Genomic DNA, 13,446 nt, shown 5'->3' with positions numbered 1-13,446 from the left:
CCTTGCGGTCAGACGGTTGTACTACGCACCTCACCGTACGCCCGGGTGGACCCGGCGCCCCGGGTCCGTTCGCGCCCCGCGTACGCCCTCCGTACGCCGTCGGCCAGCGCGAACTGGGCGGCCGTATACGTCAGCATCACCCAGAACTGGGCGGCGGGCGGCTGCTGCCAGTGGGCGAGACCAGTGGCGAGCAGCGAGTCGGACAGCAGGAAGAGCAGGCCGCCGAGCGCCGCCCACGGGCCGGGCCGCAGGGCGGCGAAGGCCGTGGCGGTGAGCAGCAGGCTGTACGCGGCGACCGGCAGCCGCAGATCGGCGGACAGGTCCGGCCACAGCAGCGCGACGAAGCCGAGCCAGGCGGCCGCGTACACCGCCGCGAGCGGCCCGGAGCGCCGCAGCCCGCCCGGGAAGGCGCCGCGCCGGGCGAGGAGGACCAGGTAGCAGACGTGTCCGGCGGCGAAGGAGCCCATGCCGGCCAGGAACAGCGCGTCGTCGCCGGTCTGGAGGAGGGTGTCGCCGCCGCAGCCGAAGAGCAGCGCGCCGGCGAGCAGCCGGGGCGCGCCGGCGGCCAGCACGTACGCGGCCAGCACCGGCATCAGCGCGGGCTTGGTCAGGTGCGCGACGGTGGTCGTGCCGGCGAGCAGGGCGGCGAGGTGGACGAGGGTCAGTGCGGCGAAGGCGCCGAGCAGGACCCGCGCCGTGCGCGCGGCGGTCGTCACGCGACGCGCTCCTTGGCGGGGTCGGGGGTCGTGGGCCGCTCGGCGGTCGCGGGTTTCGTGGCCGCCTTCCCCGCGGCAAGTCGCGCCGGCTGCCACCCCGGTCCGCGGAACACCCGCCCCGCCCGCTCGCTCCAGCTCTCCGCCGCCCGTATGTCGCGGGCGATGGCCGCGTACTCGTGGGTGGCGACGCGGAGCGGGTTGAAGGTGTTGATGTTCTTGGTGAGCCCGTAGACCGGCCGCGCCGTCTCCGGGACGAACGAGCCGAACATCCGGTCCCAAATGATGAGGATGCCGCCGAAGTTGCGGTCCAGGTAGCCGCCCTGGGAGGCGTGGTGCACCCGGTGGTGCGAGGGCGTGTTCAGGACGAACTCGAAGGGCCTGGGGAGCTTGCCGACCCGCTCGGTGTGCACCCAGAACTGGTACACGAGGTTGGCCGACGAGCAGAACGCGACCGCGGCCGGGTGCACGCCGAGGGCGATCATCGGCACATAGAACGGCCAGACGGTCCAGGTGGTCCACGGCTGGCGGAGCGCGGTGGTGAAGTTGAACTTCTGGCTGGAGTGGTGCACCACGTGGCAGGCCCACAGGATGCGGACGACGTGGTGGCCGCGGTGCGACCAGTAGTAGAAGAAGTCCTGCGCGAGCAGCATCAGCGGCAGCGTCCACCACAGGACGGGCACCCGCAGGGGCGTCACCGTATAGATCGCCGAGTAGATCGCCACGATCGGGATCTTCCACAGCGCGTCGAAGACCAGGCTGCCCAGCCCCATCCCCACGCTCGTCGCCGCGTCCTTGGCCTCGTACCCGGCGGCGTCCTCGTCGGGATGGAGGCGGTAGCTCACCATCTCCACGACGGTGAGCACGACGAAAGCGGGCACGGACCACAGCACGACATCGGGCAGGTGCGGCATGTCGGCACCATAAAGGCGCCGATGGGCGCCCCGCTAGGGGTTGTTACCGAGAAGTATGTAAGACGGGGTGTCAGCGGCGTGCGAGGGACGGCGCGTCTCCATCGGTGACTATTCGGACGTTCGTTACGTAACGCCGCGGCCGGGAGCGAGCCACGCGCCCGACACGGGAGGGGGCCGGACGCCGCCGCGTGACCCCGTCCCCCGATCGTGGCCCAACGGACGGCCGGGCGCGCTCCGTTCGCGCACGTCCGCGCCGGGCGGTGCGCCCGCGGGCCGCGCCGGGCCGCCCGCGGGTACGGGGAGGGCGGTGGCGCTGTCAGTGGCGGCCCGTATCCTCAGTGACCATGCTCGAAGACCGCATGGCAGCAGCCCGCCCGATCACCCCGGCGATCGGGCGGCAGCCGTCTCCTCCGGAGGCGGCAGCCCCCTGGCCGGCCGCGTATCCGAAGGGGTACGCGGTCGTCGACGTGGAGACCACCGGCCTGGCCCGCGACGACCGCATAGTGTCCGCGGCCGTCTACCGCCTGGACACCCACGGCGAGGTCGAGGACCACTGGTACACCCTGGTCAATCCGCAGCGGGACCCGGGCCCGGTGTGGATCCACGGTCTGACGAGCGACATGCTGTCCACCGCGCCGCTCTTCCCCGAGATCGTCCCCGAGCTGTCCCGGCGGCTGGAGGGGCGCGTCCTGGTCGCGCACAACGCGATGTTCGACTGGTCGATGATCGCCAGGGAGTACGCCCGCGCCGAGGCCGAGGCGCCGGTGCGGCAGCGGCTGTGCACCATCGCGCTCTCCAAGGAGCTGCGCCTGCCGCTGCCCAACCACAAGCTGGAGTCCCTCGCCGCGCACTACGGCGTCAAGCAGGAGCACGCCCACCACGCCCTCGACGACGCCCGGGTGCTGGCGGAGGCGTTCCGCCCCAGCCTGCGGCTGGCCGCGCAGGCCAATCTGCGCCTGCCGCTGCTGGCCTGCCAGCCGCTCACCGAGTGGACGGACGGCCCGGCGCCCCGGCAGCGCCAGTCCTCGTCCGCGTACCGCCCCACCAGCTGGCGCCCGTCGCGCAAGCGGCCCGCCTGCCCGTATCCGAACCCCGGCCGGTACGAGCCGGGCGGCCGCCTGGTGCAGGGCATGCGGGTGGCGTTCTCCGGTGACACCTCCGTCGACCGCGAGCTGCTGGAGGACCGCGCGACCGAGGCCGGGCTGCACGTCGCCTCCAGCGTCTCCCGGCTGACGAGCCTGCTGGTCACCAACGACCCCGACGCGCGTACGTCGAAGACCGCCAAGGCCACCGCGTACGGCACCCCGGTCATCGACGAGGCCGCCTTCATGCAGCTCCTCCAGGACGTGGCCCCGGCGCCTGCGTCCGGGTGAAGCCCCACAACACGCCTGGCGCAGGCTCGCCCCACCGCCCGCCCCACCCGCACCCTGTGGCGCATGGCACGTTGTGAGGTCTGCGGAAACGAATACGGCATGACGTTCGAAGTCCATGCACAAGGCGCGGTGCACGTCTTCGACTGCTTCTCCTGCGCCATCCACCGCATGGCGCCGATCTGCGAGCACTGCCGGTGCCAGATCATCGGCCAGGGCGTGGAGGCCGGCGGCCGGTGGTTCTGCGGCGCCCACTGCGCCCGCGCGGAGGGCCAGGTGGGCATCGTCGACCGGGTCTGACGCCGACCCCGCCGCCGGGGCACCGGATGCCCTGGTTGTACCTTCGTGGGGTGTACCGCTTCCTGTTGTCCCGGCAGTGGGTGATCCTCACCCTCGTGGGTCTCGTCCTGATCCCAGTGATGATCAAACTGGGTTTCTGGCAGCTCCACCGCCATGAACACCGGGTGGCGCAGAACCAGCTCATCGCGGACAACCTCCACGCCGACCCGGTACCGGTCACCGACCTGACCGCCCCCGGCCGGACGCTCCCCCGCGACGACATGTGGCGCCGCGTGACCGCCACCGGCACGTACGACACGAAGCACGAGGTCGTGGTCCGCCAGCGCACCGCCGCCGACGAGCAGACCATCGGCTACTACGTGCTGACCCCGCTGGTCCTGGACCAGGGGCCGCGCAAGGGCACCACCGTCCTGGTCAACCGCGGCTGGATCGCCTCCGGCAACGACCTCACCCGCTTCCCCGACGTGCCCGCCGCCCCGAAGGGCAAGGTCACCGTCACCGGGCGAATGATGGCCGACGAGACCACCGAGAACAGCGGCATCAAGGACAAGCCGGGCCTGCCCGAGCGCCAGGTCATGCTGATCAACAGCGAGCAGCAGGCCAAGGCGCTGGGCCGCCCGGTCCTCGGCGGCTACATCGAACAGACCGCGCCGAAGCCCCCCGGCGGCAAGCCGGAGCCGGTGCCCGAGCCGGACCACGACAGCATCGGCCCGCACATGGCCTACGCGGTCCAGTGGTGGCTGTTCGCCGCCGGGGTGCCGGTGGGCTGGTTCATCCTGGTCCGCCGGGAACGCCGGGACCGGTCGGCCGCCGCCGCGAGCCCCGCGGACAGCGCGGCCGAAGCCACGGGCGACGGCGCGGACAACGCGGCGGCCGAAGGCGCGGACAAGGTCGCGGCTTCCGCGGCGGACACCACCCCCGCCGAATCCGCCCCCGCCGAGCCCCTGCCCCGTACAGTCGCCGGAAGCGAATAGCCGCTGACGGAAGGGGCACCGCGTGCACGCACCCATCGAGGACCACGCGCTCATCGGTGACCTGCAGACCGCCGCCCTGATCGGCCGGGACGGCTCGGTCGACTGGCTGTGCCTGCCGCACTTCGACTCCGCCGCCTGCTTCGCGGCCCTGCTCGGCGACCGGGAGAACGGGCACTGGCTGCTGGCCCCGGCCGCCTCCGACGCCCGGTCCGAGCGCTCCTACCGCGACGACACCCTCGTCCTGGACACCGTCTGGCACACCGGCACGGGCTCGGTGAAGGTCACCGACTTCATGCCGCAGCGCGACCGCGCGCCCGACCTCGTACGCATCGTGGAGGGCCTGGAGGGCGAGGTCGCCATGCAGGGGGTGCTGCGGCTGCGCTTCGATTACGGCCTGGTCGTCCCCTGGGTGCGGCACGTCGGCCGGTGCCGGGTCGCGGTGGCCGGCCCCGACTCCGCGTGGCTGCGCACCGAGCCCGATGTCGAGACGTACGGGCAGGGGTTCAGCACCCGCTCGGACTTCACCGTCGCGGCCGGCGAGCGGGTGGCGTTCATCCTGACCTGGCACCCCTCGCACGAACCGCGCCCCGCCGAGATCGACCCGTACGAGGCGCTGGAGCACACCCTGGAGGACTGGCGGGCGTGGGCGGCGCACTGCCGCTACAACGGGCCGTACCGCGCCGAGGTGCTGCGCTCGCTCATCACCCTCAAGGCGCTGACCTTCGCGCCCACCGGCGGTATCGTCGCCGCGCCCACCACCTCGCTGCCCGAGGAGCTGGGCGGCGTACGCAACTGGGACTACCGCTTCTGCTGGCTGCGCGACTCCACCCTCACCCTGAACTCGCTGATCACCGCCGGGTACACCGAAGAGGCGGCGGCCTGGCGGGACTGGCTGCTGCGCGCGGTGGCGGGCAATCCGGCCGATCTCCAGATCATGTACGGCCTGGGCGGCGAGCGGCGGCTGCCGGAGACCGAGCTGCCCTGGCTCGGCGGCTACGCCGGCTCCAAGCCCGTACGCATCGGGAACGCGGCCGTCGAACAGCGGCAGCTCGACGTCTACGGCGGGGTGCTGGACTCCTTCCACACCGCGCGTATCGCGGGCCTGCCGTCCAAGCCGCACGCCTGGAACATCCAGCGCTCGCTGCTGGACTTCCTGGAGTCCCACTGGCGCGAGCCGGACGAGGGGCTGTGGGAGGTGCGCGGGCCCCGCCGGCACTTCGTGCACTCCAAGATCATGGCGTGGGTCGCCGCGGACCGTGCCCTCAAGGCGGTGGAGATCCACCCGGACCTGGAGGGGGACGTCGAGCGCTGGCGCGCCATGCGCGACGCGGTGCACCGCGAGGTGTGCGAGAAGGGCTTCGACCCCGAACGCAACACCTTCACCCAGTCCTACGGCTCCGACCAGTTGGACGCCGCGACGCTGCTGATCCCCCGCCTCGGCTTCCTGCCCGCCGACGACCCGCGGGTGATCGGCACGGTCGACGCGGTCCGTAAGGAGCTGACGCACGAAGGCCTGATACGGCGCTACAGCACCGACGGCCGCGCCGTGGACGGGCTGCCGGGCAGCGAGGGCACCTTCCTGGTCTGCTCGTTCTGGCTCGCCGAGGCGCTGCATCTGACCGGGCGGCGGGAGGAGGCGCAAAAGCTGTTCGACCGGCTGCTGCGGCTGCCCAACGACCTGGGGCTGCTGGCCGAGGAGTACGACCCGGTCAGCGGCCGCCAGCTGGGCAACTTCCCCCAGGCGTTCAGCCACGTCGGCCTCATCGGTACCGCCTTCACCATGTTCGGGTGCGACGGGGCAGACTGACCCCCATGGATCTAGGACTCACCGACCGGACCTACATCGTCACCGGCGCCACCCGCGGCCTGGGCTTCGCCATCGCGCGGGAACTGGTCGCCGACGGGGCGAACGTCGTGATCAGCGGACGCGACGCGGACAGCGCGCGGGCCGCGGCGGCCTCCCTCGGCGAGCGGGCACACGGCGTCGCCGCCGACAACGCCGACCCGGACGCCGCCGCGCGCCTGGTCGACACGGCCCGTGAACACTTCGGCCGCCTCGACGGCATCCTCGTCAGCGTCGGCGGCCCGCCACCCGGCCGCCCCACCGACAACACCGACGAGCAGTGGCAGGCCGCGTTCGAGTCGGTCTTCCTCGGCGCGGTCCGGCTCGCCCGCACGGCGTCCGCCGCGCTCGGCGACGGTGGCGCGATCGGCTTCGTCCTGTCCGGCTCCGTCTACCAGCCGATCGACGGGCTGGCCATCTCCAACGGCCTGCGCCCCGGCCTCGCGGGCTACGCCAAGGCACTAGCCGACGAACTGGGCCCACGCGGCATCCGCGTCTTCGGCATCCTGCCCGGCCGCATCGCCACGGACCGGATGACCCAACTCGACGCCCTCTCCGGAAACCCCGAAGAGTCCCGCACCCGCAACAGCGCCACCATCCCCCTGCGCCGCTACGGCGAACCAGAGGAATTCGGCCGCACCGCCGCCTTCCTGCTGTCGCCTGCGGCGTCTTATGTCACGGGGGTGATGGTGCCGGTGGATGGTGGGGCTCGGCGGGGGTTCTGATCCTGGCGTACGGGGAGCCGGGCGTACGGTTCCGACGTACGGGCGGGGCCCGGCGTACGGCCAACGCCTGACGCCTCCCGCACACGACCCTCAACTCACCCTCTCCGCCCGATGCTTCACCGCCCGCAGCCGTACCTCGGCGGGTAGCTTCTCCAGGCCGGCCGAGGTACGGGCGTGGGCGATCGTCTCCGACGAGAGACGGGCTACCACCGCGCAGGGATTCGCGTGCGGGGCGAGGGCCAGGCCCGCCCGCAGCCGTGGCTCCGTGCGCCGTCCGGTCAGTCTCACCCGGGCCCGGTCCACCCCGTCCAGTGTTTCGGTCTCGGCGGTCAGGACGTTTTCCATTGCGCGGCCGCGCAGCTGGGCGCCCTCGCCGTCGCCGCTGTCCACGAGGATCTCGCTCAGCCGGTGGCGCCGGAACTGGGACAGCAGCCACCACAGCGCCAGCAGGACCAGTACTGCCAGCACCGCGATGACCACCGGCCACCACCAGCCGCTGTCCGCCCAGCGCGTGCGGTCGTCGTCGCGGAGCAGCACGTCGTCGGGCCGGGTCCAGCGCCAGCCGGAGGGCATGCCGAAGCCCCACTTGCGCGGCAGGTCGAGCCCGCCGAGCAGTACCGTGCCGCCGACGCCGATCAGGATCAGGCCGGTCAGGCCCAGCAGCACCCGGTTGACCGTGCGTGAGACCTTGCGCATCGCCGTACTCACCTCTTAGCGGACCGGCGCACCCGTACGGACAGTGCGAGCCGCCGGGCGAGCCCCAGCTGCCGCAGTCCGTCGCCGAGCGCCGTGTCCAGGTCGCCCCGTACCTCGTCCAGTTCGCGGAAGTGCGATACCGCGCGCGCCTTGGCCTTGCGGCGGCCGACGGCGACCCGTACGGACTGCACGCCCGGCACCTCCATGGCCCGGTCGCGCAGGACCAGCGCCGCCGCCGCGCGGTCCAGGCCGCTGCGTACGTCCGGTGTGGAACGCCGCATGGGCAGCACGGCACGCAGGCCGGGTGTCAGCGCGAGCAGCAGCAGCCACAGGCCGAGGGCCACGGCCACGGCGGCGCCCGCGAGGACCCACACATCGTCCAGGTGGCGCGTCGCCAGCTCTTCGGCGAGGCGCTTGCGCCAGGCCATCGCGGGCCGGTCGGCGCGTACCGCGGCCACGTCGTACAGCAGCAGGCCCGCGGCGCCCAGCACCACGAGCGCGACCAGCGCGGCCGGCACCCGGCGGGCCGCCCAGAAGCGCCGGGCCCGGCCCCCGACGCCGGATTCCTCGCGCTCCTCGCGCGGGGGCCGTTCGGCATCCGACGGCCCGGCCGTGGCGCTCCCCGACTTGTCCAGGGTGGGCAACCGCCGGGTGGGATCGTCGTCGTTCATCGCACCCTCCCCCGGCCGCTGCGCTCCAGCTGGGGCGCATGCAGCCGTTCGACCTGCACCGCGACCTCGGGCACCGACATCCCGGCCAGCTCGCGCACCCGCTGCGTCACCTGACGGCGCACCGCGCCGCACTGGGCGCCGATGTCGGACGGATAGCCCAGTTCCACGGCCACCCGCACCCGCGCCTCGCCGAAGTCCTGGCGCCCTTCGCGGCGGCGTACCGACACCGAGGCGTGTGCGTCGCTGCGGACGGTGGAGGCGTCGCGCAGGGCCTCGCGCGCGGCCTGCGCGGCGATCTTGGCCACGACCCGGTCCGCGACCCGCGTGGCGCCCCGTTCACCGGCCGGTACATCGACCGGGTGGGCGGCGCCGGGTGCCGCGGCCGTGGGGGACACGGTCGCCACCGGGCGTCACCTCCGCCGGTCGTCGCGGTCGCCCGTACGCGTACGGAAGAACTCTCCCGGCTCCAGATCGCCGTCCACGAACCTCCCGACGATGAACCCGATGGCGCCCAGCGCCGCCACCAGGACGAAGGCCCCGAAGCCGCCGAAGTATCCGGCGAAGCCCAGCGCCATTCCGGCCAACAGACCGGCCACGGCCATGTTCATCTACGCGCTTCCCTTCGCTACCACCCCGGCCGGGCCCTGCGGAGCGAAGCCCCGGCGCACCTGTCTGGAAACTGGCCCCCGCTCTACTGGAGCCGCGGCTCCTCCTCGCCCTCGTCCTCCTCGTCGTCGGGCAGTTTCACATCGCTCACCGCGATGTTGACCTCGACGACCTCCAGGCCCGTCATCCGCTCGACGGCGGAGATGACGTTCTCCCGTACGGCCCTGGCGAGGTCCGCGATGGAGACGCCGTACTCGACGACGATCTCCAGGTCGAGCGCGGTCTGCACCTCGCCGACCTCGGCCTTGACGCCACGGGTCACCGACTTGCTGCCGCCGGGCACCCGGTCGCGCACCGCGCCGAGGGTGCGGGCGAAGCCGCTGCCCATGGCGTGTACGCCCACCACGTCCCGGGCGGCCATCCCGGCGATCTTCTCCACGACGCCGTCCGCGATGGTGGTGCGTCCGCGGGTCGCGGGGTCACCGCCGCCCCGCTTGGCCCCCAGCGTCTTGCCCTGCGAGTCTCCGGTCCGCGGCTCGGGCCGGTTACCTTGTGCGCTCTCGGTCATCGCCGATCGTCCCTTTCCGGAGGGGCGGAGCTCTGAGCCGCTCCGTTTCTTACAGTAAGTCCGTTTCCCCGCGGCTGCTCCGGGGATGCGGCAGGCGGGTGCAACGGATGCGGCCATTCGCGTACGCGGTCCTGCCGCACCGGCCGGTGTGCGGCAAGGTGGAGGCACGGTTCGGGAAAGAGGTGACGACCGGTGGCCGGTGACCAGTTGGTGACGGCGGTACGGCAGCAGCTCGGGCTGGGACGGCTGCTGCCGCTCGGCGGCCCGGCGGACGGCGCGTGGGTCGCCGAGCGGCCCGCCGCCGGTGTGCTGCGGGAGGCCGGTGACGCGCTGCCCGGACTCCGTGTCGGTACGGTACGGCTGTCCTTGGCGGCGCCCGACGCCGCGCCGGAACCGTCGGTTCCGGCGCCGCCGAGCGCGCTGCCGCCGGGGCCGCTGCGGATCGAGGCGGACTTCGCGGCCACGGCGGGCCGTCCGGTCCCGGCCTCCGCCGGCCTGCTGCGGGAGGCGCTGCTGACGTGCTGCGCCGAACGGCTTGGCTTGGAAGTGTCGGCCGTCGACCTGCGGGCCACCGATCTGCTCGATGAGGACGAAGGCGGGGACGACGCGGCCGGCGGGGGCGGCGGGCCGGAGGCCGCCCGTACGGCACCGGGCCGGGCCGGAGCCACGGCCGAGAGCGCCGATCCCCTGGAGACGGCTGTGCTACGAGTGCCGGGCGTCGTCCGGCTCGTACCGGCGCTGGGCGCGCTATCCCGGCCGGTGCGGCACGAGGACGGGCACGTACTGGTGCAGCTGGCCGTCGCGGCGGACCGGCGGGCGCTGGACGTGGCGCGGGCGGTGCGCGGCGCGGTCGCCACGGCGGCGGGCGAAGAGCGGCCCACCGTCGCGGTGCTCGTCGCCGCCCTCGAACCGCCCGCCGCCTCCTGAGCGTCGCGACGGGGTTGACGCGGTTGAGGCGGTTACTCGCCCAGCCCCGCCAGATCCCGCAGCCGGCGTGCCTGCGCGGCCCGTTCGGCGGCGCGCTGCTCCTCGTACGTACGGGAAACGGCGCCCGCCAGCAGGGCCTTGGTCTCGATGACGGCGTCCCGGGGCGCGGCGACGAGGGCCGCCGCCAGGTCCGCGACGGCGCTCTCCAGGTCGGCGCCGGGTACGACGAGGTTGGCCAGGCCGATGCGCTCGGCCTCGTCGGCGTGCACGAAGCGGCCCGTGGCGCAGATCTCCAGCGCGCGGGCGTAACCGACGAGCGAGACCAGGGGGTGGGTGCCGGTCAGGTCCGGCACCAGCCCCAGGCTGGTCTCGCGCATCGCGAACTGCGCGTCGTCGGCGCACACCCGCAGGTCGCAGGCGAGCGCGAGCTGGAAGCCCGCACCGATCGCATGGCCCTGGACAGCGGCTATCGACACCAGGTCGGTACGCCGCCACCAGGTGAACGCTTCCTGGTACTCGGCGATCGTGGCGTCCAGTTCACTGTCCGTACCGCGCGCCAGGTCCAGGAACGACGGCTCGCCGTCGAAGCCTTCGGGCGTGAACGCCTGCCGGTCCAGTCCGGCGGAGAAGGACTTGCCCTCACCGCGCAGCACCACGATCCGGACGGTGCCCGGCAGCAGTGATCCGGCCTCGGCCAGCGCCCGCCACATGGCGGGCGACTGTGCGTTGCGCTTGGCCGGTCCGGCGAGGGTCACCGTGGCGATCATGTCGTCCACGGTGAGCCGCACACCGTCCTTGTCGAGCAGAGTCATGGGGCGCCTCCGAGTCAGCCGACCGCACTTGCGTGCCTAAGTGACTGAACAGTAACCACCCGGTCGCCTGCTCGACCGACCGGGTGGCACCGTGGCTCCCGGAGTGACCGCCTCGGTCAGGCCGAGGTGGCCTTCTTGCCCCTGGTGGCTCCGCCACGACCACGCAGGGTCACACCGGATTCGCTGAGCATCCGGTGCACGAACCCGTAGGAGCGACCGGTCTCTTCGGCCAGCGCCCGGATGCTCGCTCCGGAGTCGTACTTCTTCTTCAGGTCTGCCGCGAGCTTCTCGCGCGCGGCGCCGGTCACCCGGCTGCCCTTCTTCAGAGTCTCGGCCACCCGTGCCTCCTCGTGGGAAGTGCGCTCTGGACTCTCATGATCACCCCTCCCGGCCTTCCTGGCCACCCATTCAGCAAGGTCCGCTGCACATCGTTTGGCGCTTGAGGCGCCGTATTGACCTTTGGAACAAGGGGTTCCGCTCGGAATTCAAGCGGTCGGACCGCCGAATTTCCGGCGAACGAGCAGGTCAGAGGGGGCTGGTACGACATGATGACGGCCGGGCCCAGCGGGCCCGGCCGTCACAGGGAGGCTCGCCGATGTACGAGCCGTTCTCACTCAGATGATGGATCACCCCTCGGCCGAATGATCCAGACGTCCTTGATCCCGCTCACCGCCGGGCGCCGCCGGGCCCGGGACCACCGCAGGCTCAGGCCAGCGCGACCAGGTCCGCGTAGTCCTGGCCCCACAGGTCCTCGACGCCGTCCGGGAGCAGAATGATGCGCTCCGGCTGGAGGGCGTCCACCGCGCCCTCATCGTGGGAGACCAGCACCACGGCGCCGGTGAAGGTGTGCAGCGCGCCGAGGATCTCCTCGCGGCTGGCCGGGTCGAGGTTGTTCGTCGGCTCGTCCAGGAGCAGCACGTTGGCGGAGGAGACGACCAGGGTGGCCAGCGCCAGCCGGGTCTTCTCGCCGCCGGAGAGCACACCGGCGGGCTTGTCGACGTCGTCGCCGGAGAAGAGGAAGGAGCCGAGCGTCTTGCGGATGTCGACCAGGTCCATGTCCGGCGCGGCCGAGCGCATGTTCTCCAGGACGGTGCGGTCCGGGTCCAGCGTCTCGTGCTCCTGCGCGTAGTAGCCCAGCTTCAGGCCGTGCCCGGGACGCACCTCGCCGGTGTCCGGCTTCTCCACGCCCGCCAGCAGCCGCAGCAGCGTCGTCTTGCCCGCGCCGTTCAGGCCGAGGATGACGACCCGGGAGCCCTTGTCGATGGCCAGGTCGACATCGGTGAAGATCTCCAGCGAGCCGTACGACTTGGACAGGCCCTCGGCCATCAGCGGGGTCTTGCCGCACGGCGCGGGGTCCGGGAAGCGCAGCTTGGCGACCTTGTCGGAGGCGCGCACCTCCTCCAGGCCGGCCAGCAGCTTGTCCGCGCGCCGGGCCATGTTCTGCGCGGCGACGGTCTTGGTGGCCTTCGCGCGCATCTTGTCGGCCTGCGAGTGCAGCGCGGCGGCCTTCTTCTCGGCGTTGGCGCGCTCGCGCTTGCGGCGCTTCTCGTCGGCCTCGCGCTGCTGCTGGTACAGCTTCCAGCCCATGTTGTAGATGTCGATCTGCGACCGGTTGGCGTCCAGGTAGAAGACCTTGTTGACCACGGTCTCGACCAGGTCGACGTCGTGGGAGATCACGATGAAGCCGCCGCGGTACGTCTTCAGGTAGTCGCGCAGCCAGGCGATCGAGTCGGCGTCGAGGTGGTTGGTGGGCTCGTCCAGGAGCAGCGTGTCGGCGTCCGAGAAGAGGATGCGGGCCAGCTCGACGCGGCGCCGCTGACCGCCGGAGAGCGTGTGCAGGGGCTGGCCGAGGATGCGGTCCGGCAGGCCCAGGCTGGCGGCGATGGTCGCGGCCTCCGCCTCGGCCGCGTACCCGCCCTTGGTCAGGAACTCCGTCTCCAGGCGCTCGTACTTCTTCATCGCCTTCTCGCGGGTGGCGCCCTTGCCGTTGGACATCCGGTCCTCGTTCTCGCGCATCTTGCGCAGGACGGTGTCCAGGCCGCGCGCGGAGAGGATGCGGTCGCGGGCGAGCACGTCCAGGTCGCCGGTGCGCGGGTCCTGCGGCAGGTAGCCGACGTCGCCGGAGCGGGTGACCGTGCCGGCCGCGGGCATGCCCTCGCCCGCCAGGACCTTGGTGAGGGTCGTCTTGCCCGCGCCGTTGCGGCCGACCAGACCGATCCGGTCGCCCTTGGCGATACGGAACGAAGCGGACTCGATCAGGACACGGGCGCCGGCGCGCAGCTCCAGGCCGGAGGCGGTGATCACGGGTAAGACTCCAGGGCAGTGAG

16 protein-coding genes are annotated in these 13,446 nt (G+C 72.6%); 6 read left to right on the top strand and 10 right to left on the bottom strand.

What is annotated here, in order from left to right; all coding sequences use genetic code 11:
- Positions 1–8 precede the first annotated feature (8 nt).
- Both CP984_RS31770 and CP984_RS31765 read right to left on the bottom strand, forming a co-directional pair.
- Positions 9–716: a lysoplasmalogenase gene (locus CP984_RS31770; RefSeq protein WP_003984906.1), complete on the bottom strand. Its 708-nt coding sequence runs from the start codon at positions 714–716 to the stop codon at positions 9–11.
- Positions 713–1,627, bottom strand: a complete 915-nt coding sequence (locus CP984_RS31765) for a sterol desaturase family protein (RefSeq protein ID WP_003984907.1) — start codon at positions 1,625–1,627, stop codon at positions 713–715. The genes CP984_RS31770 and CP984_RS31765 overlap by 4 nt, the downstream gene beginning before the upstream one ends.
- 344 nt (positions 1,628–1,971) lie before the next feature.
- On the opposite strand from CP984_RS31765, the gene CP984_RS31760 reads away from it, so the two are divergent.
- The 5 genes from CP984_RS31760 (at position 1,972) to CP984_RS31740 (ending at position 6,839) form a co-directional block, all read left to right on the top strand.
- The gene (locus tag CP984_RS31760; RefSeq protein ID WP_030180511.1) at positions 1,972–3,000 is read left to right on the top strand and encodes a DEDDh family exonuclease; all 1,029 of its coding nucleotides are present in this window, start codon (positions 1,972–1,974) and stop codon (positions 2,998–3,000) included.
- Between the two features lie 63 nt (positions 3,001–3,063).
- Complete coding sequence (locus CP984_RS31755; protein WP_003984909.1) at positions 3,064–3,297, top strand: hypothetical protein; 234 nt, start codon at positions 3,064–3,066, stop codon at positions 3,295–3,297.
- A gap of 50 nt (positions 3,298–3,347) precedes the next feature.
- Positions 3,348–4,271, top strand: a complete 924-nt coding sequence (locus tag CP984_RS31750; protein ID WP_003984910.1) for an SURF1 family cytochrome oxidase biogenesis protein — start codon at positions 3,348–3,350, stop codon at positions 4,269–4,271.
- Between the two features lie 22 nt (positions 4,272–4,293).
- On the top strand, positions 4,294–6,078 hold the full coding sequence (locus tag CP984_RS31745) for a glycoside hydrolase family 15 protein (RefSeq protein ID WP_003984911.1): 1,785 nt from the start codon (positions 4,294–4,296) through the stop codon (positions 6,076–6,078).
- A gap of 5 nt (positions 6,079–6,083) precedes the next feature.
- Positions 6,084–6,839: an SDR family oxidoreductase gene (locus CP984_RS31740; RefSeq protein WP_003984912.1), complete on the top strand. Its 756-nt coding sequence runs from the start codon at positions 6,084–6,086 to the stop codon at positions 6,837–6,839.
- Positions 6,840–6,929: 90 nt separating this feature from the next.
- Here the strand turns inward: CP984_RS31740 and amaP are convergent, their stop codons facing one another.
- The 5 genes from amaP to CP984_RS31715 all read right to left on the bottom strand — a co-directional run bounded on the left by amaP (position 6,930) and on the right by CP984_RS31715 (position 9,380).
- Positions 6,930–7,535, bottom strand: a complete 606-nt coding sequence (gene amaP / locus CP984_RS31735; protein ID WP_003984914.1) for an alkaline shock response membrane anchor protein AmaP — start codon at positions 7,533–7,535, stop codon at positions 6,930–6,932.
- 8 nt (positions 7,536–7,543) lie between these two features.
- Positions 7,544–8,206 carry a DUF6286 domain-containing protein gene (locus CP984_RS31730; protein WP_003984915.1) on the bottom strand — a complete coding sequence of 221 codons (663 nt, stop codon included), beginning with the start codon at positions 8,204–8,206 and terminating at the stop codon, positions 7,544–7,546.
- Entirely contained in the window at positions 8,203–8,610 is a 408-nt protein-coding gene (locus CP984_RS31725) for an Asp23/Gls24 family envelope stress response protein (RefSeq protein WP_003984916.1), read from the bottom strand. The genes CP984_RS31730 and CP984_RS31725 overlap by 4 nt, the downstream gene beginning before the upstream one ends.
- 6 nt (positions 8,611–8,616) lie before the next feature.
- Entirely contained in the window at positions 8,617–8,814 is a 198-nt protein-coding gene (locus tag CP984_RS31720; RefSeq protein ID WP_003984917.1) for a hypothetical protein, read from the bottom strand.
- A gap of 83 nt (positions 8,815–8,897) precedes the next feature.
- A complete protein-coding gene (locus tag CP984_RS31715; protein ID WP_003984918.1) occupies positions 8,898–9,380 on the bottom strand; it encodes an Asp23/Gls24 family envelope stress response protein in 483 nt (160 codons plus the stop codon).
- 192 nt (positions 9,381–9,572) lie between these two features.
- Here CP984_RS31715 and CP984_RS31710 point away from each other — a divergent pair, with 192 nt between their 5' ends.
- The gene (locus CP984_RS31710) at positions 9,573–10,307 is read left to right on the top strand and encodes a hypothetical protein (protein ID WP_003984919.1); all 735 of its coding nucleotides are present in this window, start codon (positions 9,573–9,575) and stop codon (positions 10,305–10,307) included.
- A gap of 32 nt (positions 10,308–10,339) precedes the next feature.
- Here the strand turns inward: CP984_RS31710 and CP984_RS31705 are convergent, their stop codons facing one another.
- The 3 genes from CP984_RS31705 to CP984_RS31695 form a co-directional block, all read right to left on the bottom strand.
- Positions 10,340–11,119 carry an enoyl-CoA hydratase/isomerase family protein gene (locus CP984_RS31705; RefSeq protein ID WP_003984921.1) on the bottom strand — a complete coding sequence of 260 codons (780 nt, stop codon included), beginning with the start codon at positions 11,117–11,119 and terminating at the stop codon, positions 10,340–10,342.
- Between the two features lie 116 nt (positions 11,120–11,235).
- Positions 11,236–11,457 carry a helix-turn-helix domain-containing protein gene (locus CP984_RS31700; protein ID WP_003984922.1) on the bottom strand — a complete coding sequence of 74 codons (222 nt, stop codon included), beginning with the start codon at positions 11,455–11,457 and terminating at the stop codon, positions 11,236–11,238.
- Between the two features lie 367 nt (positions 11,458–11,824).
- Positions 11,825–13,423: an ABC-F family ATP-binding cassette domain-containing protein gene (locus tag CP984_RS31695; RefSeq protein ID WP_003984923.1), complete on the bottom strand. Its 1,599-nt coding sequence runs from the start codon at positions 13,421–13,423 to the stop codon at positions 11,825–11,827.
- Between the last annotated feature and the right edge of the window lie 23 nt (positions 13,424–13,446).

The organism is Streptomyces rimosus, assembly GCF_008704655.1.
Classification (GTDB): domain Bacteria; phylum Actinomycetota; class Actinomycetes; order Streptomycetales; family Streptomycetaceae; genus Streptomyces; species Streptomyces rimosus.
The sequence above is the reverse complement of the archived record's forward strand: the minus strand, read 5'-3'. Positions and strand labels throughout refer to the sequence as shown.